Here is a 21,710-nt window from a genome sequence, read left to right as displayed (position 1 = left end):
ACAAGCGGCGAGCCATGCGGCCGCCGCCGCGTACCTTCATCCCAGGGCCAGCGCTCATCAGGTGAAACACATTCTCGGTGCGGCAGCGCATGCGGCACGAGCAGAGGAGCTGGCAGTCGCGGAAGATCGGAGTGTCACTGCGGGGACCCTTGCATGGGCGCGTCAGCACGCGCCGACAGCGGTCACCGCGGTGCTCGGACGTCTGCCCGCCGCACCTCCCGGAGGCGGGCGTGTGGGCGAGTTCATTCGCGATCTCGACGCCGCTCTCCGCACCTGAGGGCGATCAGTGCGTGCACGTCCAGGTGCGCACGCGCAGGGGTTCGGGCCCGTCCCGGGCGCGAGGACCGAACGGTGGAATGTCGACGGCGTCGATGTCCGCGCAGTCCAGCGCCGCATCCACCCCGTCCGGCGCCAACTCCCTTACGCGATGGGCGAGTCCGGGCCCGTACGCCACCGGCTCGGCGCCCAGGCTCCGTAAGGAGGCATGGGTTGTGCTCGTCGGCCGGGCGGAATTGGTCCATGTCGAAGCCCATGCTCTCGTCGGCCCCGGCCGCGTCCCAGCCCGGGAGAAGCGGGAAGTCGACCTCCATGAGGGAGTGGAGGGCTGGACGTTGGGCTAGACGGTGCTGCTCGTACTCAGGACCGTGGCGCGGAACGATGTCACCAGGGGCCGCAGGTCCACCCGGTGCCATGCGGCCCACAGTTGGATGCAGGTGTCGTGCCAGGGAAGCTCACGCACCGCGACATCCTCAGTGGTGGCGCGCACCATGCTCTTCTGCACGAGTGCGAGTCCGAGCCCGGAGGCGACCAGGCCGAGCGCGGTCAGCGGCTCGGCGGCGTCGAGGCGGATGTCGGGCGTGAAGCCGGCTGCCGTACAGGTGGCGACGAATGTGTCCCGCCAGGCCGGGTCCTGGGCATTCTCGACCGCGATCCACGGCTGACCGTCGAGGTCCGCGGGAGTCACCTTTTCCTGGTCGACGAGTGGATGCCCTGCGGGCAGAGCGAGGAGCAGCGGGTCCTCCAGCAGGGGCGCGGCAAGCAGGTCAGGGTCATCCGCGGTCGGAGGTTCATGGACGAGCGCGATGTCGAGGCTGCGCTGCCGCAGGCCTTCGAACTGCTCGGTGGGCGGAAGATTGTACAGAGCGATGTGTATGCCGGGGCGTTCGTTGTGCAGAGCGCGTAGTGCGCCGGGCAGGATGCCGGTGTGCATGGCATCTGAGACGTAGCCGATGCACAGGCCGCCCTCTTCTCCGCGGCCCAGCCGACGGCCCAGGTTCTCCAGACGATCCGCGTGCCGCAGTAGCGCGCGGGCTTCGGCCAGGAAGACCTGGCCGTCCCGGGTGAGCCGGATCCTTTGCTGGCCGCGTTCGAACAGGGTGAGGCCCAGGTTCTGCTCGAGTTGCGCGATCTGCCGGCTCAGCGGTGACTGGGAGATGTGCAGCCGCTCGGCGGCCTGGCCGACGTGTTCGGTCTCGGCGACGGCGACGAAGTAGCGGAGTTGCCGCAGGTCAAGCATGTTAGACCTCTAAGGACTCAAGTGTGTCCAAGTAAGTCTTGGACAGTCTCAAGTCTAGATCCTAGCCTCGAACGTGTCAGACCGACGGATTGCGCAAACTGCATGGAAAGAACATCCGTCACATCTCGTACAGCAAGGATCTACACCATGGCCATCAAGTCCTTCCTGCCCGGCGACCTGGGCTTCGGCACCGCACCGCTGGGGAACATGTTCCGGGCAATACCCGACGAGGAGGCCGCGGCCACCGTGGACGCCGCCTGGGACAATGGCATCCGCTACTTCGACACCGCGCCCTTCTACGGCGCGGGTCTTTCCGAGATCCGGCTCGGTGAAGCGCTGGCCGGCCGCCCCCGCGACGAATTCGTCCTGAGCACGAAGGTCGGCCGCGTCATCCTCGACGAGATCGAGGATCCCTCCGCCCGCGACCTGGGCGAGAAGGGCGGACTGTTCGAACACGGACGCCCCAACAAGATGGTCAACGACTACTCGGCCGACGCCACGCTGCGCTCCATCGAGGACAGCCTCAAGCGACTGAAGACAGACCGCCTCGACATCGTGTGGGTGCACGACGTCGCGCAGGACTTCTACGGTGACGAGTGGCTCGCCGCATACGAAACCGCGCGTACCGGGGCATTCCGGGTGCTGCAGAAGCTGCGCGACGACGGCGTGATCAGGGCCTGGGGCCTTGGGGTCAACCGGGTCGAGCCCCTGGAGCTGACGCTGGACCTCGACGAGCCGAAGCCGGACGCGTTCCTCCTGGCCGGCCGCTACACGCTGCTCGACCACGAGCGCGCCCTGCAGCGGCTGCTGCCGGCCGCGAAGGCCCAGAACGTCGACATCGTCGTCGGCGGACCGTACAGCTCCGGCGTCCTGGCCGGCGGGCAGCACTTCGAGTACCAGAAGGCCCCCGCCCCGGTGATCGCCAAGGTGGAGCGCATCAAGGCACTCGCAGGGCAGCACGGCGTCGGCATCAAGGCGGCGGCGCTGCAGTTCTCCCTCGCCCACCCCGCGGTCGCCACGGCCATCCCCGGCGCCTCCCGGCCGAGCCGCATCGTAGAGGACGTCGCCGCACTCGGCGAGAAGGTCCCGGCGGCCTTCTGGACGGCTCTGCGCACGGAGGGACTGATCGCTCAGGACGCCCCCGTACCCAGCGCCTGACCTCTACCTCACCTGTTCAGGAGACGACCATGGCAACTACGACCGCGACCATCGACCTCCCCGTACCCGCCGCGCGCGTCTGGCAGCTCATCGGCGGCTTCGACTCCCTGCCTGACTGGCTGCCCTATATTCCCGTGAGCACGCTCAGCGAGGGCGGCCGCGTCCGCAGCCTCAAGAACGACGAAGGCGGCGTCATCGTCGAACGCCTCGAAGAGTTCGACAACCAGGCGCGCACGTACAGCTACTCCATTCTCCAGGCCCCGTTCCCCGTCACCGGCTACCGCTCCACCCTCACCGTGCACGAAGTGTCCGGCGAGGAGAGCCGTGTGGAGTGGGCCGGCACCTTCACGCCGGCAGGGACGAGCGAGGAAGAAGCGATCACCCTGTTCCACGGCATCTACACCGAGGGGCTGGCCGCACTGAAGAAGACACTCGACGCGTGAACACGGACACGGGATGCTCGGTGGCGCCGTCCGGTTGCGCATGGCGCCGACTCCGCTTGCCTGGCTGACCAGGCAGGGTCCGCACCCGACCATCGCAGGCGAGGTCGTCTGTTCCGTCGCCGGCCCTCCTGGCGAACGGGCCCGGCCCACCTGTGGCGCCGCGTTGTGTGGAACGCGCTCAGGGAGCCTGACCAGAGATGCCCGCGGCGGAGACCTGCGACGCCCATAGCTGCCGAAACACCAGCAATACAACGAAGGACAACGACATGACCAAGCCCCCTACCCCGGCCGGCCCCCGCACCCCCGAAGAGGTCTTCGCCGACCATGGGCGCCGACTCGGCACGGGAGATCTGGACAGCATCAGTGCCAACTACGCAGGCGACGCGGTCTTCATCACCCCCCGGGGCATCCTGCGAGGGAGGGAAGGCGCCAAGGAAGGCATCGGTGCCCTGCTGGCCGATCTACCCGACGCCGACTGGCAGTTGACGCCGCGTTTCGCCGACGAGGTCCTCTTCCTGGAGTGGTCGGCCACCAGCCCCACGGCGCGTGTGGAGGACGGCGTCGACACCTTCGTCTTCCGGGACGGCCTCATCCAGGCGCAGACCGTCCGGTACACCCTGATCACCGGCGACTGACCAACGAGGCCCCCGAACGGGCAACGCCGTCAGAGGCCTTGCCCAGCTTGACGTCCATGACGGCCCTGCCGTTCGCACCGCGGAGCGCACACTGTTCCCCGCCTGGGCTGGGCGGGCGCCTGGGGCAGGCGCAGCAGAAAACATGCGCCAGGTGCCCGGCCCGTGAGGGTGAGCGTGCCGTGGTGACAGCGGGTGAGGTCGCGGGCGATGGTGAGACCGCTGAATGCTCAGGTGCGATCCTCCGGCGAACCGGACGAAGCGAAGATGGTGGAGTACTTGGACGTCGGCCATCACCTCACGCATTTCATGGAGGCGGGGGCCGAAGACGGTCCGTATGAGGGCGTCGCGCAACTGAACGTGCTTGGCGGCCGTCCGGCAGGTGGACGAGTGCGACGAGGCGGAAGGAGGACCTGGACGGGGGGCTGGACCGACTGCGGGCCGTGTTCGGCGTCCGATGGTCCGGGCGCCGGGTCAGTGCCTGGTCTTGGCCTTGCTCCTGCTCTTGCTCTTCTTGGACTTCTTGCCGCTGTGCGAAGTGCCGGACGTCTTGGCGGGCTTGGTGAAGGAGCCGCCGCTGACCCAGTGCTTCTTCTCCGTGCCGCCGTAGTACCAGGCGCCGTCGACGGCGGCCTTCACGGACGAGCAGTTCTTGTTCTCGACGACCTTGTATCCCTTGGCGGAGCTGTAGCTGCCGCGGTCGACGCAGCGTTTGGACGATCCCGAGGAGGAGCAACCCGCGAGGGCCACGGCGAGCAATGCCACGCCGCTGAGGACAACCGTGCCTGTACGCAGCCGCCGACGTATGTGCACCATGTTCGTCCACTCCCCTTGTCGTTGTGTGCCGTGTGTCCTGACGCCCGGCCGCCACTGTCCGGTTCCGGGGCTCCCACTACAGTTCGCTTTGTCCTGTACTCGCCCAGCGTCCCGCCCCGCACCCGGCCGTTCTCCGCGTCGACCGCCCACAGGTGCCTGTCCCGGCAGCCGACGTACAGCGTGTTGCCATCAATCGCGGGCGTGGTGTGGAGGGCTCCAAAGGGGGGTGGGGAGCAGTGGGCCCCAGCGCTGAGTACCGGTGGCTGTGCCGAGAGCGAACGCACCTTACGAGCCGACGGAGTCCAGGTGCCATCCGCACTCGCCGCAGATGACGAGGCGAAGGGCGTGGTCCTCTAGGTGATCGACTCGGAGCGGAGCGGCGGTGCGGGACAAGGCCTGCCGCTCGTCCATCGGTTGGTACGAGAGTTGGTACGAGAGTCGGCGCCTCGGCTCGGGCCGGTCGGCGAGAGACCCCGCGTCTGCGGCATGACCGGCCGGACAGGTCCTAGGGGCCCCGGAGCACGTGCTCCGGGGCCCCTAGTGACATCCCTCGCCGCGAGGTCGAGGTCAGACAGGCGTGATGTTCTCCGCCTGCGGGCCCTTCTGGCCCTGCGTCACGTCGAAGGTCACGGCCTGACCTTCCTGCAACTCACGGAAGCCGGAGGCGTTGATGTTGGAGTAGTGCGCGAAGACGTCCGGGCCGCCGCCTTCCTGCGCGATGAAGCCGAAACCCTTTTCGGCGTTGAACCACTTGACGGTTCCGCTGGCCATGCCGGTGCCTTTCAGTCGCGATCGGGTCCGCACCGCGCGGACCCGGAGGTGATCGTCCTGGTCCGGCACTGCACAGCAAAACGCCCACGCCGGAGCGCGGGCAGATCATGCGAACCACGACATCTGTCAGCGACGCTACACGGCAAAGCCAGCCGCCACCAGAGAGTAACGTCCAAGATCTCGGCCAGAGAGCGTGCACCGGACGGCATCGATCAGCGCGCCGATCCACCGCACTCGCCCTCCCGGCGCCCGGGCCGTTTCAGCCGTCGTCAGGCGCGCTTCCCCACCCACACCACCGACAGACCATCCGCCGCCGTCCCCTAATGCGGTGCGGCCGACCAGCCAGCCCCAGAAGTACTGCAGGCAGACCTGGCTTTCGGCCCGCCACACCGCTGTCCCGCACCGCCCGGCCCGGTCGTAAGACGGGCTGCGACCCCAGACCGGCAGACGACCGTCGTGAAGATCAAGGAGTGGCGCGAACTCGCTACCCACTGAGACAAGCCCCCGACCAGCTACCTCGCCGGACCTCACCTAGGCGGCGCGATCAGCTGGCTCCGTAGCCTCCGCTGAAGACCAGAACCCGGCACACGCTCTATGGCCGGTAGCGGATCTCCAACATCACGCACCCTCCGGTTGTCCGGTACGGGCCGTGTTCCATGCCCGGGGGCCGGGCGGCGAAGTCTCCGGCGCAGAAGGTCTGATCCAGGGTCAGGTCATGCAGGTCGCCTTCGAGTAGATAGACCTCCTCGACCCACTCGTGCCGGATCACACCGGAGAGCGAGGTGTCCAGGCCGGGCTCCCAGCGCACCAACCGGGTCAGCACCTCCGGATCGGCCTCGTCCCTGCTCAGAATCCTCTCGGCGGTCCCGGGCTGCGGCCCTGTGCGCCACTGCATGGCGTCCGGTGAGAAGAATTCCCGCTCGTTCTTCATGACAGTGACCTTCTGTGAGCAGTGAGGAGTAAGGAGCCGGGGTTGGCCGGAGCCCGCTGGAAACGTGACGTACGAGGAGCGCCACCACCAGGCTTGACGCTCATGTCCACCTAACGGGTGTGCGTGAAGGTTGTTCCCTTGCCGTTTGCCGGGACTCCCGCCGGTTCGTTCTGTTCGGCGCATCCTCTCTCCTGACCTGCGGCGCTGATGAGTGGGGGTTCACTCGATCGCGTGGAGAGTTCGACGTTCCGTCGGGATTCCCGAAGAGGCCGCCGCCGACTGCAGGCCTCCGGCCGACCCTGCCCGAACGAGCGAGGCGATCAGATCGGCGCCCGCGAGCCCGTCCGGCAGCCACGTCCCGCACCGCCCGGGGCGAGCGCTTCGAGGTGGCCGGTTTCGAGGTCGCCGCCGGCCGTCTTCAGCGTCACGGTGACCACCTCGGCCTCCTCCGCTGCCGCGTACCGGATCCGGACGCCGTCCGGCCCGGGTAAGCCATCGACCACCTTCTGCTTCATCAGCCGCACCAGCCCAGTGAGGGAACCCGTCCTCTTCTTCGCCTTCTTCGCCATCCCTGAGAACTACCCGCCGCCGCCCCAGCAGCACCTGATCGGGCCGCAGCGGCCCGCCGACGGATCGCTGCCGCGTGCGGAGCAGCTCCGGCACCGAGACCGAGTCCGGCATCGGGCCAGCGGTTTCTTCACCGTGGTCCGGCTGTTCGATGTCGCCACAGGTCTGGCCCGCCTGCACCGTTTCGCCAGGCTCAGGCCGGGCTACGTCGATCACGTCACCGAGGGTCTGCTGGGCGAAGTCGGTGACTCCGACGCGGACCAGGCCTCTGGCGTGGTCCAAGCCGCCCTGCGTGCCGTCCGGACTGCGGTGTGCCAGACCGGGCCGGCGGCGCATGCGTTGTTCGATGACCCGGGGATGCAGGGGAGAATTTCGCCCCCTCCCGTAGCGAGAGCGGGGTGATGTCGCCCCTGCGGACCGGGGTGTTGGCGCGCGGTTCATGTTCGCGCCGCGGGGTGCGCGGGTCCAGCCGCAGCGACCAGATGCCATGACGCCACCAGTCGACCTCGCTGGCGTACTGCCGCAGGAGCCGCTCCAACATGCCGCGCTGAGCGTGCTCGGCTCGGAGCCGGCGTCCGGGGGCAGGCATCGGGCCCCGGACGGCGTGGAACCTCCGGGCCCAGGTAATCAACACGCGCGCTTGCGGTAGCTTCCCGCCGCGACGCGCGTTCACCGACCGGCGCTACAGGTGACAGCCCGGCGCGCACGGGACGGAGATCCCCTGCGCGCCGGGCGGTTCGGCCGTGTCAGGCGGTGGTACGTGGTCGGCTGACCTTCTAGGCCGGGGCCGGCTGTCAGCCGTTGGAGAAGCGACCTGCCTGGGCGAGGAACTGCTCCGGGTCGTCAGTCGGCGGGTAGATCCACAGCGCGTTGATGTTCTGCTTGAGGGTCTTCGCTTCCTGTCCAGTCAGCGCGATCTTGCGGTCCCAGCCTTCCGTGAAGACGGCGCCGGCGGGACCGAGATCCAGGCAGGTGGTGTAGGGGTCGGGAGCGAAGGGCAGCAGGGCGTTGCCCAGAAGCTCGGCTGCCACGTTGTGACCAGCGAACTTGCCCATAGGCAGGGCATGCTGGCAGGACTGCAACGTGGAGTGCCCGTCTTCCGCGGGGGCGAGTGCGGTGTCGCCGGCTGCGTAGACGTCGGGCACTCCGATCACCTGCAGGTACGCGTCCACGCTCAGTCGTCCCAGCCGATCACGTTCGCCCGGGATCTGGGCTGTGAGGGGGCTCGCGGCCATGCCGGCCGTCCATACGACCGTTGCCGCGGGGATCACTTCACCGTCCGAGAGGGTGACGTCCTGCCAGGTCGCCGACGCCACGGTGCGCCCCAGGCGCCGTTCGATCTTCAGTTCGTCAATCGCGGCGTGGACGTGAGGGCGCGGACCGTCGCCGAGCTCCGGGCCGACGACGTCGGAGCGGTCGACGAGAACGACCCGTACGTCTTCCGCCGCGCCCTGGCGGTCGGCGATCGCTTGGAGCCGTTCACCCAGCGCGGTGGCGATCTCCAGGCCGGTGAAGCCGGCACCGACCACGACGGCCGTGTAGCGGCCCTGGGACGGCGCCTGCTCAGGCAGCCGACGCAGGTGGTTGTCGAGTGCGGCCGCCGCGGGAAGGGTGTCGACGTCGAAGATTTCCTGCGAGCCGGGGAAGTCGGGGCGCACGAGCTGGCTGCCCGTGGCCAACACCAGCTTGTCGTAGGCCAGGTCCAGTTCCTCACCGGTGCGCCCGACGGCACGTACCGTGTGCGCCTCGGTGTCGATCCCCGTGACGGTCGCCGTTATGCGGCGTACACCGATCGGGCCGAGAACGCGGTCCAGAGCGACCCGCATCCCCTCCGGGGCCTCCTCGTACAGGCGAGGGCGGATGACCAGGTCATCGCCGCCGCTGACCAGCGTCACCCGCAGTTCGTCGCCCGAACCACCTGCTTCACGGGCGGCGCGTACGACTCCTGCCGCGCTCCACACGCCGGCAAATCCGCCGCCGATGATCAGGACATCTTTCATGAACTTCTCCGTTTTCGAAGCCGAAGTGATGAGCCGGTGCTCTGTGAGCAGGGGCTGCCTACCGCGGTGACCTCCCACTGGGGCCCGCATCGCTAATTCTGGACATTACATATCCTGGATATTGAGTGTCAAGATTTTCGCGGCGCCACCGCCCTGCGGTCCGGGGCGGAGGCCCGCACACAGGGGCCCGCTACACCGTTCGGTCCTGGACATGTAATGTCCGTAATATGCGAATGGCTAAAGGGGTCGAGTGGGCTCTGCACACCCTGCTCAACCTGGACATGATCGGTGGCGGCCCCGTGGGCAGCGGCCAGCTCGCCGAGGCTCACGGCCTCTCGCCCTCATACTTGAACAAGCAACTGCAACAACTCGCCCGAGCCGAGCTGGTGGTCTCGGTGCCCGGCCCGCGCGGAGGTTTCCGTCTGGCCAAGCCCCTTGAGGCCATCACCCTTCTGGATGTGGTGGAGGCCATCGAGGGCGGTACGCAGCTCTTTCACTGCACCGAGATCCGTTGCTGCGGCAAGATCGGCGAGCTGTCACCGCCGCCGACCGACGCGTGTGCCGTCAACGCAGCCATGCGTCGGGCGGAACAGGCGTGGCGCCAGGCGCTGTCCGCCCAGAGTCTTGCCGATATCAGGGCGGAGTTGGACCGCACCCCGATGACACGGCAGGTAGTGCGCTCTGCGCTGAACTGAGTGCGCGCAACGAGGCCGCAACCGCTGTCGAGAAGCGACCGCGGGCAGCCCGCGAGCGCGCACTGCCGGTAACTGGCCCAAGGGTGATTGCCGCAGCTGTGGTCTCACCGGTCCGGCGGCACCGGCTGTCGCCGAGGGCGCCTGGCATACACATCCAGGACGACTCGCCGCACGCAGCGTGCGCGTCCACTTGAGCTGGTTCCGGCGCACGTCTACTTGGGCTGGTTCCAGTGCGCCTCAAGGGTCACGGCGACCTCGGCCGGCTTCTGCAGCACCGTCCAGTGGTTGCAGTCGAGCCCCATGACCTGGGAGGCCCGCACGGCGAGGCCGAGCTTTTCGCCGAACTCGACCTGGCAGACCGGGTCGAGCGCGCCCCAGAACACCAGGGCCGGCGCGGACACGTTCGCCGGCGCCGGTTCCCACTCGGCTCCGATCATCAGCGCGGAGCGGTAGAGCTTGAGGATGCTGTCCTTCATCGGTCCATCCACATGGCTGACCATCTCCTCGCCCGGCTCAGCAGGGACGTCGAGGCCGGCCACCAGGTCCTTGGCGAAGGACACGGACTCCAGCCGTTCGATGAGCCAGTCGACGTATTCCTCTTTGGTGGACGATGGGTGTCAGGGACGCCGTGGATCAAGATTGCCGGCACGGTCCAATCCTTCGCGGTAGGAGGTCTCCGAGCAGAGACAAAAGGGCTGGCTCCTGGTGTTGCAGCCGCGCGTGTCCGTGGACGCGGAAGTGAAGCCCAACGACGTATCAGCGTCGCGGTGGTCGGCGTTCGGTCCGATGCCGGTGATGCCGCAGCACAGCTGTGCAACCATGTATCGAGGCGCGCGGCGAACATACCGTGTGAAGCAACACCTTGTCACACCGGGTCATATCCGTCCCTGCGGCGGACTGCCGCTTCCAGCGGCAACGGCCCCTCGTCTGTGCCATGCCCTGTCAATCCATGGTTGAGCACCACATGGATCATGCCATCCCCTGCGCGGACCCTTGTGACCTGACAACGTTCACGACTGCACGCAGGGAGCATGCGATGAAAGAAGTATCCGTACCCGATCTGCACGGAAAGCTCGCCGTGGTGACCGGGGCGAGCGACGGAATCGGGCTCGGGCTGACCGAACGGCTCGCCCGCGCGGGCGCCGAAGTGGTTCTGCCGGTCCGCAACGCGTCCAAAGGCGCCACCGCTCTTCAGCGGATCCAGGCCGCCGGTCCCAAGGCGCAGGTCTCCACCCGCGTCCTCGACCTGGCTTCACTGGAATCGATCGAACGCCTCGCTGACACGCTGCAGGCAGAAGGAAGGCCGATCGATCTTCTGATCAACAATGCGGGAGTGATGGCACCTGCCACCCGGCACACGACAGCGGACGGGTACGAGCTGCAGTTCGGAACCAACTATCTCGGCCATGTGGCGCTCACCGGGCGCCTGATGCCGTTGCTGCGGGCCGGTCGGGCCCGGGTGACCACCCTGACCAGCAGCGCCGCGCGCAGCGGCCGGATCGACTGGGACGACCTGCAGAGCGAGAAACGCTACTCGCCGGTGCGTGCCTACAACTTGTCCAAGTTGGCCAATCTGTTGTTCGCCCTCGAGTTGGATCGCCTCAGTACGGTGGGTGGATGGGGCGTTGTCAGCAACGCCGCTCATCCCGGCACGACGTTGACCAATCTCTACGCCTCCGGGCCCAACCTCGGCCGCACCCGTCCCGCTCCCTATGAGGCAATCATGAAGCAGCTGGCTCGCTGGGGCGTCCTGGTGCATTCGGTCGACGCAGGTCTGCTTCCGCCCCTGTACGCGGCCACGAGCCCGCGGTCGAAGGGCGGGCTCCTCTATGGCCCTGACGGTCTCGGGCAGTTCACCGGCGGCCCCACCGAGCTGGCGATCTACAAGTCGGCCCGGAGCGAGGCGGACGCAGCCCGGCTGTGGCGGATCTCCGAGCGTCTGACGGGGGTCACATTCGCAGCCGTCTGAGAAAGCCGGTGCCATCAGGCAGCTCAGGAAGATCAGGAAGGTCAGGAAGGTCAGGAAGATCTTCTTTGAACGGACAGGACGAACAGGACGAACAACAGTGGACAGAACCGAATTGGCGGCGTTCCTCAGAGCACGGCGTGAGGCCCTTCAGCCGGAGGACGTCGGACTGCCACGCGGACGGCGCCGGCGAACCGGCGGGCTGCGTCGAGAGGAAGTCGCCGCACTGTGCGACATGTCGGTCGACTACTACAGCAGGATCGAACAACCGCGGGGGCCCAATCCCTCGGAACAGATGCTCGCCTCGATCGCCCGCGGTCTGCATCTGTCCCTTGAGGAACGGGATCATCTGTTTCACCTCGCCGGCCACGCCGTTCCCCAAAGGGCGCGGCGCGGCGATCACATCACCCCGGGGATGATGCGCATCCTCGACCGGCTCGGAGACACTCCCGCTCAGGTGGTCAACCACCTGGGCGAGACGCTGAAGCAGACGCGCATGGCGGTCGCGCTGTTGGGTGACGAGACTGCTTTCACCGGACGGGCCCGCAGTCTGCACTACCGATGGTTCACCGATCCCACCTCCCGGCTGATCCGTCCCGAGAGCGACCACGCCGAACAGAGCCGCCTGCTGGTGGCGGACCTCTATGGCGCGTACGTACGGGACGGTGGCGACTCGCGCACCGCCGACCTCGTCGGCGCACTGCAGACGGCAAGTCCTGAATTCGCCGCGCTCTGGCGTGAACACCCGGTTCTCGGCCCCTACTGCGCACCCAAACGCTTCCAGCACCCGGAACTGGGGATCTTGGAGGTGCACTGCCAAACGCTGGTCGACCCTGACCAGTCACAGCGACTTCTGGTGTTCACCGCGGTACCGGGCACGGAGAGCCACGCAAGACTGCAGTTCCTGTCCGTCCTCGGTGGCTAGTACAGCCGAAACCCGCGATGTACGGTGCGGCGCAAGGCGGACGGGGAGACGGCCCAGTCACTCCTCGTCGTCGCTTTCCGTCACGTGTGCGCCGACGTCCTCGGCGATGGCTGCGGACAGCAGGGCCGGCAACAGTCCGGGGAAGCGCGCATCGAGGCTGTCGCGGCGCAGGGTCACGAAGCAGCGAGTGCCGTCCTGGCGAGTCCGCGCGACGCCCGCCTCCCGCAGCACCTTGAGGTGATGGCTCAGGGTGGACTTGGCCACAGGGGCGCGCAGCTGTCCCCACCCGCGCTCGGCGCCGTCGGACAACACTCGGACGATACCGAGCCGCGTCGGGTCACTGAGTGCGCCCAGCAGGCGCGGCAAGGTCATCTCGCCCTGAGACGGTGGTGACGAGGGAGCGGGCATGGCGAGCAGAGCATCGGTCGTTCGATGTCGTACGAACGTCGGACTCTTGAAGGGATGGTCGGCTTCACCACTGTTTGCGGCTCAACAACAATGTCGTACTGCAGATGAGAGTGGGATCTCGCAGACGGCCGCCGGGGTCCGGTGTGTATCGCACCCCCGTGCCGAGACCCGGCAAAGCCTGCGAGCGCCACGTTCGACGATGACGCCCGGCGTACGTCGTCACGGTCGGCGCATGCACAGCGGTGGCCGTCGGCGACCCCGGTCGCCTTCACCTGACCGCCGACAACTCGACGGATGAGACGCACGTCACACACGGCTCCCTGTCACAGTTCGCCCGGTCATCCCGGTCAGTACTTTGTACCCGCAACATGGCTAGGAGATAAACCATGGAATCGCGTCTCAACTACTTCGGCAACCCTCTCGCCGGCAAGGTGCTGAAGCACATCAACTCGGCCAACAAGGCAGTCTCGGACTCGACCCTGCCGCCCCTGGTCCAGGAGCTCGTGAAGATTCGCGCGAGCCAGATCAACGGCTGTGGCTTCTGCACCGACATGCACACCAAGGACGCCACCGTCGCGGGCGAGACCCCGCAGCGCCTCAACCTGGTCGCGGCCTGGCGTGAGGCCACGGTCTTCACCGAGGCCGAGCGCGCCGCACTGGAACTGACCGAACAGGGCACCCGCATCGCCGACGCAGCCGGTGGCGTCACGGACGCGGTCTGGGCGAACGCCGCCAAGCACTTCGACGAGGAGCAGCTGGTCGCGCTGATCTCCCTCATCGCCGTCATCAACGCCTACAACCGCATCAACGTCATCAACCAGCAGCCCGCCGGGGACTACCAGCCCGGCCAGTTCGGCTGACCGGCCGCCATCCCGGACGCATACGGTCCGTCTCCACGCCACCCCGACCTGCGGCGGGAGACGGACCACTTGCGTCAACCGGTCCCACTGGACCATGACTTCGCCACTTCACAGCCAATTCGATCGCCTTGGCCGAGTCAGGGGCACACGTCCTCGGTGTGGGACGCCGCAAGGACCCCCTGGAGGAGACGGCTCGCGCGCACACCAACATCGCGATTCCGCCGCTCGACATCTGCGAGGAGGGCGCTGCGGACACAGTCGTCGCGGCCGCCGTCGAGCGGTGGGGCCGACTCGACCTGCTCGTGAACAACGCCGGCACCACGGCCGTGATGCCCCTGGCCGAGACGGACCGAGCAGTGATCACCAGACTGTTCGCCCTCAACGTGACGGCCCCGAGCATGCTCGCCCATGCGGCCCTGCCGCACCTGCGTGACTCGTCGGGTTCAATCGTCAACATCTCGAGCACCTACGGTCACCGCCCCATGGCTGGAGGTGCCCACTACGCCGCCACCAAGAGCGCCATGGAGCAACTGACCCGCAGCTGGGCGCTCGAGCTCGCATCGGAAGGGGGGCGGGTGAACGCGACCGCATCCCGACGGGCCGTCTCGGCAACCCGAAGGATGTCGCGAAATGGATCCTGCGTATCGCCGATCCCCTGAGCACACACGTCACCGGTCAAGTGCTGACGATTGACGGGGGACTTGAGCTCGTCTGAGCCGCTGCACGGCCACTCCGACACGCGCACCTGCTTCATCGGCGCAGCTGACGCTGAGAGAGACATGATCCGCACCAACGTTGTCGTGTGTCGCGTCGATCGGTGTGATGGTGCGGGGGGCCTGAATCCTGACCGATTGCCATGTTCGCCTTCAGCGCGGCCTCGGTCGTGAAGATAGCCTGGTTTGTGGACTCTCACGCTGAGACAGCGCCGAGTGGAGGAAGGAAATGCCATCCGCATGATCCTCATCTCACACCACTCCGCGCTGAGGAGTAGCCGATCGCAATGGCGGTCTACCGCCGACAGCCAGCCGAAGAGATGTCACACCCGCTGGGGGTGCTCGGTCTCTTGTGTGAGGGGCGTGGTCTCGGGCACACCGAGAATGGCCGATTGCCACCACGAGCGTGGTCCGCACGTGCCCCATCAGAGCGTCGTTGCGCATCCAAAGTACGGAAGGGATGGTTCGCATGTCGTACCCCAAGCAGGTGTACACGGGAGACACAGGCGAGATCAACGCGAATTTCAGGCCGGCGGACACTCCCCCGAATGTCGGCACGGCCGGTAAGGACGCCATTCACTACCTGGCGACCACAACCACCACGCGAGGCGAATACGGACTCTACCGAGTCGAGATGAGCGCGAAGGCGGGTGGCCCCAAGACTCATTTCCACAAGACCATCTCGGAGTCCTTCTTCATCCTCAACGGCACTGTTCGTCTTTTCAACGGCGAACAGTGGATCGACGCGCAACAGGGCGACTTCCTGCATGTGCCGCAGGGCGGACTGCACGCCTTCCGTAACGACTCCGACGCGCCGGCCGACATGCTTCTGCTCTTCACTCCGGGAGCACCGCGTGAAGAGTATTTCGAGGGGCTTTCGCAGCTGGCCGATGCCACGGACGAGGAGCGCGCCCAGTTCTTCGACAAGCACGACTCGTACTTCGTGGAGTAACCGGCAACAGTCGCGTCAAGACCGTCATTTGGGGCGACCGATCGACCAGTCTTCGCTGTGCACAGGCATCACTGCACTCTCATCACCAGCAGGCTTCCCCGTGCGCTCCCCGTATTGCCCAGGGTGATGTCGAAGAGGAACTCTCGTGCACCGGGGCGGAGAACAGCCGACTGCCCGGGAGCGAGCGTTTGTTCTCCGCTCTGTTCACGGATGCCCTGCCTGGGCCCTTTGACGACCGTCACCAGGACGGCGGAGCGCCCTGTGTTGCGCACCGTCACGGCCGTGGTCGGAAGGCACCGATGGCCGCTGGTGTCCGTGGTCCGGCAGACATAGCGAAGGTCCCCGAATCCGTATGTTCCGCAGGAGAGCTGTAGACCCTGCGCCAGTGTGGAGCGGCATTCCCGGCCTACGGCTACGCGATCGCCCGTCGCTTGCCCGCCCGCCCGATCGCAGGCGGCCGTGCTCACTACCGCTGCCAGAGTCAGCAGAGCGAGCCACACCGGTGCGGAGGTTCGCAGGAGGCAGCGTGCGCGGAGCTGCCTGCGGGGCGTCGGAGACCCGTTCCAACCGGCGTCGGGGCTGTCGTTCACACATGTCCTTGGGATGTTCGGTCTTGGGGTGTGCTGGGCCCTGGTGACGTCGAGTCGCGCGTCGGCTAGGCCCGGTCATACGTCGGGCGACCGTCGATCCACACGCTCCACCCGGAGCCTCCCACGGAGCGGGTCTGCTTCGATAGGAGCCGATCTGCCCGAGCAAAGAAGCCGCCGGTCAGTCCGCGGGGCGCGAGGCACGCAAGTGGGCCCGCTGCGCCAGTTCCTCCTCGTCGACCAGCGTGAGCATCGGCGCACCCGGCGCGCACAGCATGGTCACGAGGAACCGGCACCGTGCATCCGTTCGGGCATTGCCGTCCTGGTAGTGGATCACGTCACCGCCCGGCTCCCAGAACGTCTCACCGGCCTTGACCACGCGTTCCGGCTCGCCCTCCAGCTCAAAGCGCGCCTCGCCCTCCATCACGTACCCGAACGCCGGCCCCGAGTGGCGGTGCGGAGGAGTGCCCGGGTCACCAGGCGGCCACTCGACGAGGATGGTCATGCCCGAGGCGCCCTCGGGGATGTGGGGCGGCTTGACGTCCTGCAGCATGGCCGCTGCGGTCTTCCACGTCTCGGAACGCGGCTTGTCGCTCTCGCCTTTTGAGTCCTTGCTCGACACTGTGTCCCACCTCCGTAGTTGTTGCCCTGTCAAGTAGATGACATGTGCCGCCGGGTTGCGAAGGTGGTGTACCGCCTCTCGCGCGGCCGTAATAGCGCCCGTGCGTTCCAGGCGGCTCACTCGGCTACCTCTTGGTGAAGACCGAACACACCGCACTCCTGTGACACATGCCGATGCCTTCTGTGCTCCGCTCGAAGCGTAGGCCGGGGATCTGTCCGCGCGGGTGAACGCCGCGCAGGCACGAAGGCCGCCGCGTCCAGTGGGTGTGTCGTGCCAGTGATCCGCTCAGTGTCACAACAGCGGTTCGCGCTCTGTCGTATGTAGTGCACGTGGCTGACTTCGCCGTCACCAAGATGACATAGCGGGGTCGCTGACCCCTCGATGGGAAGGGACCCAGATGAGAGTCGTTGTCGCAGGAGCCACGGGGCTGATCGGCTCCGAAACGGTTGCCAGGCTCCGTGACCATGGTGTGGAGGTCGTGCCCGTTTCACGCCGCCATGGGGTTGATGTGATCACGGGGAACGGTCTCGACGAGGCCTTGCGCGGCGCTGAGGTGGTGGTGGACGTCACCGATGCGCCTGTGCGAACGGAGGAAGCCGCTCAGCAGTTCTTCAGTACCGCAACGGCCAACCTCCTGGCCTCGGCGGCCTCGGCAGGCGTCGAGCATCATGTGGTCCTGTCGATGGCGGGAGCAGATCGACTGCGGTCGGGTTACTTCCGCGCGAAACTGCTGCAGGAGGACCAGGTACGGCACTCTCCGATCCCTCATTCGATCGTGCGTGCCGCGCTGTCCTTCGAATCCGTTGACGCCATGGCTCTCGCTGACACGCACCAGGACGGGTTCCACGTCGCGCCGGCTCTGGTACGTCCCGTAGCGACAGCGGATATCGCTGCCGCGGTCGCGCATGTCGCGGTGGGACTGCCGCTGTTCGGCACGCTCGATGTGGTCGGCCCCGAGGAGTACCGCCTCGATGACCTCGCGGTGAAGGTGCTGGCCGCCCGGAGGGACACGCGGATCGTCGTCATCGACGAGCACGCCGGGCTCTTCGGTGACGAGTTCGAGGAACGCGCCCTTCTCCACATCGCTCACACGCCCTTCAGCAAGTGGCTCGCGCAGCGCTGACGTGTGCGGACGTGGCGGCGACTTCCCCACGTATGTCTCTTCCCGGCGGCCGCCGAAGGCGCCTCTGCGCCCGCGGCGCCGTCCGTCTTCCCCTCCCCACGCTTTGACAGGAACTCTCCCATGAGCGATCCGACTCGGCCCACAGAATCCTCCACGACAAGTGAACTCGACCAGCTGCCCGACCGTGACGCCGAGGAAACGCGGGAATGGCAGGCATCACTCGACGCCGTCATCAGACATGCCGGGCCCGAACGCGCCGTGTACCTGCTGCGGCGCGTGCACGAGTACGCGGCCAGGTCCGGAGTAGCCCTCCCGGGGCTGCTGTCCTCGGACTACATCAACACGATCCCGGCGTCGTCCCAGCCTGCCTTCCCGGGCGACATCGCCATGGAGTCCCGCATCACCGCCCTGAACCGGTGGAACGCGGCCGCGATGGTCACCCGCGGTTCCCACCTGGGTCTCGGCGGCCACATCTCGACCTACGCGTCGGCCGCATGGCTCTACGAGATCGGGTTCAATCACTTCTTCAGAGGCAAGGAGGGGGACGGTTCCGGGGACCAGCTGTACCTTCAGGGGCATGCCTCGCCCGGCATCTACGCACGGGTGTTCCTGGAGGGCCGACTGCGCGAGGAGCAGCTGGACGGTTTCCGGCGGGAGGCCGACGGTCACGGTCTGCCGTCCTACCCGCACCCCCGGCGGCTGCCTTGGCTGTGGGAGTTTCCGACCGTCTCCATGGGGCTCGGCCCTCTTGCCGCCATCTACCAGGCCAGATTCAACCGCTATCTGCACAACAGGGGCATCAAGGATACCTCCGGGTCGCACGTATGGGCCTTCCTCGGAGACGGGGAAGCGGACGAGCCCGAGGCGACGGCCGCGCTGGCCCTGGCCGCCCGTGAGGGTCTCGACAACCTCACCTTCGTCATCAACTGCAATCTGCAGCGGCTGGACGGTCCGGTGCGGTCGAATTCCAAGATTGTGCAGGAGCTCGAGGCCCGGTTCCACGGCGCGGGCTGGCATGTGGTGAAGACTCTCTGGGGCGAGGCCTGGGACCCCGTGCTGCAGCGCGACACCGACGGCTCCCTCGTCCACCGCCTCGGCGAGATACCCGATGCCCAACTCCAGACGTACGCCGCACGGGACGCCGCCTACATACGCAAACACTTCTTTGTCGGCGATGAGCTGTCCCGCCTCGCTGCGAGCCTGAGTGACACTCAGCTCACGGACCTGTTCGAAAACTCCCGGGGCGGACACGAACCGCTCAAGGTCTATGCCGCCTACAGGGCCGCGGTCGAGCACAGGGGCAAGCCCACGGTCGTCCTCGCCCAGACGGTGAAGGGCCACACGTTGGGGTCGCACTTCGAGTCCCGCAACGCCAACCACCAGATGAAGAAGCTGACCATGGCCCAGTTCCGTCAGATGCGTGACACGCTGGAACTGCCCATCCCGGACAGCGCGCTGAGCGGGGACCTGGTGCCGTACTGGCACCCCGGTGAGGACTCGGAAGAGGTGCGGTATCTGCGCGACCGGCGTTCTGCTCTGGCAGGCCCCGTCCCGGTACGAAGGGTGGTGGCCAAGCCGCTGAAGCAGCCGCCGTCCGGCCCCTTCGAAGCCCTCCAGAAGGGCTTCGGCAAACAAGAGGTGGCCACCACCATGGCTCTGGTCCGGCTGGTCAAGGACCTGATGCGGGTCGAGGAGACGGGGCGGCGCTGGGTGCCCATCGTCCCCGACGAGGCACGTACATTCGGTATGGAATCCCTGTTCCCGACGGCCGGGATCTACTCGCCTGAGGGTCAGAACTACGAGCCGGTCGACGTCGATCAACTCCTGCACTACAGGGAGGCCAAGGACGGCCAGCTCATCGACGAGGGCATCACCGAAGCCGGCTCACTGGCCGAGTTCACCGCCGCTGCGACGTCGTACGCCACACACGGCGAACCCATGATCCCCTTCTACATCTTCTATGCCATGTTCGGGTTCCAGCGGACGGGCGACCAGTTCTGGGCCCTGGCAGACCAGATGGGCCGCGGCTTCGCCGTCGGAGCGACGGCCGGCCGCACGACGATGACCGGCGAAGGTCTGCAGCATGCCGACGGGCATTCCCATCTGCTGGCCTCCACGAACCCGGCCGCCGTCAGCTACGACCCGGCCTTCGCCTATGAGATCGCGGTGATCGTCAAGGAAGGGCTGCGACGGATGTACGGGGACCAGCCCGAAGACATCTTCTACTACCTGACGGTCTACAACGAGCCCAAGCAGCAGCCGGCCATGCCCACCGGGCCATCGATCGAAGAGGGGATCGTGCGGGGCATCTACCGGTTCCAGGAGGCAGAGCCCCTCGACGCAGGACCGCGAATCCAGTTGCTCGCCTCCGGTACGGCCATCCATTGGGCATTGAAGGCCCAGGAACTTCTCGTGTCCCAGTGGGGAGTCCACGCTGACGTCTGGTCAGTGACGTCGTGGACGGAGCTGCGCCGCGATGCGTTGAATGCCGACAGGGCACGGCTGCGGGGTGAGGGGCGCATCCCGTACGTGACCACGACGCTGTCGGGCGCACGAGGGCCCGTTCTGGCGGTCAGCGACTGGATGCGGCAGGTGCCCGATCAGATCAGCCAGTGGGTCGAACAGGACTACTCGTCGCTGGGAACGGATGGCTTCGGCCTGTCGGACACCCGTGATGCCGTGCGCCGCTATTTCCGAGTGGACGCCGAGTCGATCGTGATCGCCGCCCTGGACCAGTTGGCGCGGGCCGGTGCCGTCGACCCTGAGACGGTTGCCGAAGCCCGCGCTCGCTACGGCTGGCAGGGATGAGCACCTTGGTCGCCGTCCATTTCTCGCATACCGGAAACAGACCTGGCGCAATTCCGGCCCTCGGCTCACGCCGGCGACATGAGGCGGCCATGAAGTCCTCCCCACACGGTGTGGACGCAGGAAGCAGACATCGCTCCAGAGATGCGTTTGCTGGGCAAACAGTGCGTTGGCCACTATCACATCTATGATCGCCTCCCAGCCTTCTCGCTACAGGGCCTGAGACGCGCGTCCTGCTGTGACGGCTTGTAGCATGGTGATCCAGAGCTGGAGGAGATCCATGAGCGCCGGAGACGACACAGGCTCCCTCGACCAGGCGACGAGGGAGTTCGTCGCAGCACGTCCTCGGCTCTTCGGCATCGCGTACCGCGTGCTCGGCAGCTCTGTGGAAGCCGAGGACATCGTGCAAGATGCGTGGCTGCGGTGGCAGAACACCGACCGCTCCGGCATCCAGGATCCGGGGGCGTTCCTGGCTACGGTCACCGCCCGTCTGGCGATCAACTACGCCCAGTCCGCCAGGATGCGGCGTGAGGCCTACACCGGCCCCTGGCTTCCGGAGCCAGTCGACACAAGCGTGGATCCACAGTTGGGTGCGGAACGGGCAGAGGCACTCGACCTGGCGGTTCTCTTCCTCCTGGAGAAGCTGAACCCCGTGGAACGGGCCGCCTACGTTCTGAGGGAAGCCTTCGACTACCCGTACAAGCGGATCGCGGACATCCTGGAGACAAGCGAAGCCAATACGCGTCAGTTGGTGAGCCGCGCTCGGAAGCATCTGACGGCGGAACGCAGGGAGCCGGTCGACTCCGCCGCTCACCGAAGGCTGTTGGAGGTCTTCCTCACCGCGGCACAGACCGGCAGTCTGTCGGCGCTCGAGGACGTTCTCGCCGCGGACGTGGTCAGCTACGCCGACGGCGGAGGGATGCGTGGCGCATCCAAGATTCCGGTCGTCGGGCGTCCACACGTCTCCAAGTACCTTGTCGCTTTCGCCCCACGTTTCTGGCCGCAGGCAGACGTTCGCTGGGTCGAGGCCAACGGCAGTCCGTCCGTCCTGATTTCAGCCGATGGAAACACGGTGGCTCTGCTGTCCATCGATGTGTCGGCAGAAGGAATCGAACGCATCATGTGGGTAATGAATCCAGCCAAACTGGCCCCCTACGTGTCTTCACTGGACAGCTGAGGCCGTCCCGACATCGGCCGATCTCCTCTCGGCCGGAGTGTCA

Annotated in this window: 19 protein-coding genes and 3 pseudogenes; 12 read left to right on the top strand and 10 right to left on the bottom strand. The window is 66.9% G+C overall.

The genetic code is table 11. The annotated features are described in order from the left end of the window. Positions 1-376 precede the first annotated feature (376 nt). Positions 377-487: pseudogene (locus OG568_RS46975) on the bottom strand (NADP-dependent oxidoreductase); the annotation flags it as partial. 129 nt (positions 488-616) lie between these two features. Next, positions 617-1,516, bottom strand: coding sequence for a LysR substrate-binding domain-containing protein (locus tag OG568_RS46970; RefSeq protein WP_329536043.1), 900 nt, complete (start codon positions 1,514-1,516; stop codon positions 617-619). Positions 1,517-1,663: 147 nt separating this feature from the next. On the opposite strand from OG568_RS46970, the gene OG568_RS46965 reads away from it, so the two are divergent. The 3 genes from OG568_RS46965 (at position 1,664) to OG568_RS46955 (ending at position 3,752) form a co-directional block, all read left to right on the top strand. Further along, positions 1,664-2,674, top strand: a complete 1,011-nt coding sequence (locus OG568_RS46965; RefSeq protein WP_329536042.1) for an aldo/keto reductase — start codon at positions 1,664-1,666, stop codon at positions 2,672-2,674. Between the two features lie 29 nt (positions 2,675-2,703). Further along, the gene (locus tag OG568_RS46960) at positions 2,704-3,117 is read left to right on the top strand and encodes an SRPBCC family protein (protein ID WP_329536041.1); all 414 of its coding nucleotides are present in this window, start codon (positions 2,704-2,706) and stop codon (positions 3,115-3,117) included. 266 nt (positions 3,118-3,383) lie between these two features. Further along, a complete protein-coding gene (locus OG568_RS46955) occupies positions 3,384-3,752 on the top strand; it encodes a nuclear transport factor 2 family protein (protein WP_329536040.1) in 369 nt (122 codons plus the stop codon). A 471-nt stretch (positions 3,753-4,223) separates the two neighbouring features. Here OG568_RS46955 and OG568_RS46945 read toward each other — a convergent pair whose 3' ends face one another. The 5 genes and pseudogenes from OG568_RS46945 to OG568_RS46925 all read right to left on the bottom strand — a co-directional run bounded on the left by OG568_RS46945 (position 4,224) and on the right by OG568_RS46925 (position 8,834). Beyond that, positions 4,224-4,565, bottom strand: a complete 342-nt coding sequence (locus OG568_RS46945; RefSeq protein WP_329536039.1) for a hypothetical protein — start codon at positions 4,563-4,565, stop codon at positions 4,224-4,226. A 567-nt stretch (positions 4,566-5,132) separates the two neighbouring features. Next, positions 5,133-5,336 (bottom strand): cold-shock protein, encoded by a 204-nt coding sequence (locus OG568_RS46940; protein WP_266422220.1) that lies wholly within the window; start codon positions 5,334-5,336, stop codon positions 5,133-5,135. 592 nt (positions 5,337-5,928) lie between these two features. Further along, the gene (locus tag OG568_RS46935; RefSeq protein ID WP_329536038.1) at positions 5,929-6,267 is read right to left on the bottom strand and encodes a cupin domain-containing protein; all 339 of its coding nucleotides are present in this window, start codon (positions 6,265-6,267) and stop codon (positions 5,929-5,931) included. 771 nt (positions 6,268-7,038) lie between these two features. After that, positions 7,039-7,170 (bottom strand): annotated as a pseudogene (locus tag OG568_RS61635) (hypothetical protein); the annotation flags it as partial. A gap of 458 nt (positions 7,171-7,628) precedes the next feature. Continuing rightward, positions 7,629-8,834: an NAD(P)/FAD-dependent oxidoreductase gene (locus OG568_RS46925; RefSeq protein ID WP_329536036.1), complete on the bottom strand. Its 1,206-nt coding sequence runs from the start codon at positions 8,832-8,834 to the stop codon at positions 7,629-7,631. Between the two features lie 233 nt (positions 8,835-9,067). Here OG568_RS46925 and OG568_RS46920 point away from each other — a divergent pair, with 233 nt between their 5' ends. Next, complete coding sequence (locus OG568_RS46920) at positions 9,068-9,529, top strand: RrF2 family transcriptional regulator (RefSeq protein WP_329536035.1); 462 nt, start codon at positions 9,068-9,070, stop codon at positions 9,527-9,529. A 212-nt stretch (positions 9,530-9,741) separates the two neighbouring features. Here OG568_RS46920 and OG568_RS46915 read toward each other — a convergent pair whose 3' ends face one another. Continuing rightward, positions 9,742-10,089 (bottom strand): alpha/beta fold hydrolase, encoded by a 348-nt coding sequence (locus OG568_RS46915; RefSeq protein WP_329536034.1) that lies wholly within the window; start codon positions 10,087-10,089, stop codon positions 9,742-9,744. 476 nt (positions 10,090-10,565) lie between these two features. Between OG568_RS46915 and OG568_RS46910 the strand changes: the two genes are divergently transcribed. Beyond that, positions 10,566-11,498, top strand: coding sequence for an SDR family oxidoreductase (locus OG568_RS46910; RefSeq protein ID WP_329536641.1), 933 nt, complete (start codon positions 10,566-10,568; stop codon positions 11,496-11,498). Between the two features lie 97 nt (positions 11,499-11,595). Further along, positions 11,596-12,420 carry a helix-turn-helix transcriptional regulator gene (locus OG568_RS46905; protein ID WP_329536033.1) on the top strand — a complete coding sequence of 275 codons (825 nt, stop codon included), beginning with the start codon at positions 11,596-11,598 and terminating at the stop codon, positions 12,418-12,420. A gap of 57 nt (positions 12,421-12,477) precedes the next feature. Here the strand turns inward: OG568_RS46905 and OG568_RS46900 are convergent, their stop codons facing one another. Beyond that, on the bottom strand, positions 12,478-12,792 hold the full coding sequence (locus OG568_RS46900) for an ArsR/SmtB family transcription factor (RefSeq protein ID WP_329536032.1): 315 nt from the start codon (positions 12,790-12,792) through the stop codon (positions 12,478-12,480). A gap of 422 nt (positions 12,793-13,214) precedes the next feature. On the opposite strand from OG568_RS46900, the gene OG568_RS46895 reads away from it, so the two are divergent. The 3 genes and pseudogenes from OG568_RS46895 (at position 13,215) to OG568_RS46885 (ending at position 15,353) form a co-directional block, all read left to right on the top strand. Then, positions 13,215-13,688, top strand: a complete 474-nt coding sequence (locus OG568_RS46895; protein WP_329372971.1) for a carboxymuconolactone decarboxylase family protein — start codon at positions 13,215-13,217, stop codon at positions 13,686-13,688. A gap of 158 nt (positions 13,689-13,846) precedes the next feature. Next, positions 13,847-14,403, top strand: a pseudogene (locus OG568_RS46890) (SDR family NAD(P)-dependent oxidoreductase). A 467-nt stretch (positions 14,404-14,870) separates the two neighbouring features. Next, positions 14,871-15,353 carry a cupin domain-containing protein gene (locus tag OG568_RS46885; RefSeq protein WP_266419187.1) on the top strand — a complete coding sequence of 161 codons (483 nt, stop codon included), beginning with the start codon at positions 14,871-14,873 and terminating at the stop codon, positions 15,351-15,353. 768 nt (positions 15,354-16,121) lie between these two features. Here OG568_RS46885 and OG568_RS46880 read toward each other — a convergent pair. Further along, on the bottom strand, positions 16,122-16,493 hold the full coding sequence (locus tag OG568_RS46880) for a cupin domain-containing protein (protein ID WP_329536640.1): 372 nt from the start codon (positions 16,491-16,493) through the stop codon (positions 16,122-16,124). Between the two features lie 466 nt (positions 16,494-16,959). Here OG568_RS46880 and OG568_RS46875 point away from each other — a divergent pair, with 466 nt between their 5' ends. From OG568_RS46875 to OG568_RS46865, 3 genes are all read left to right on the top strand, one after another. Beyond that, positions 16,960-17,685 (top strand): SDR family oxidoreductase, encoded by a 726-nt coding sequence (locus OG568_RS46875; protein WP_329536031.1) that lies wholly within the window; start codon positions 16,960-16,962, stop codon positions 17,683-17,685. A gap of 120 nt (positions 17,686-17,805) precedes the next feature. Continuing rightward, complete coding sequence (gene aceE / locus OG568_RS46870; protein ID WP_329536030.1) at positions 17,806-20,493, top strand: pyruvate dehydrogenase (acetyl-transferring), homodimeric type; 2,688 nt, start codon at positions 17,806-17,808, stop codon at positions 20,491-20,493. A 277-nt stretch (positions 20,494-20,770) separates the two neighbouring features. Continuing rightward, complete coding sequence (locus tag OG568_RS46865; protein WP_329536029.1) at positions 20,771-21,667, top strand: RNA polymerase sigma-70 factor; 897 nt, start codon at positions 20,771-20,773, stop codon at positions 21,665-21,667. Positions 21,668-21,710: the final 43 nt, after the last annotated feature.

This window comes from Streptomyces sp. NBC_01450, assembly GCF_036227505.1.
In the GTDB taxonomy this organism is placed as follows: Bacteria; Actinomycetota; Actinomycetes; order Streptomycetales; family Streptomycetaceae; genus Streptomyces.
This window is presented reverse-complemented; position numbering and strand designations above follow the sequence as displayed.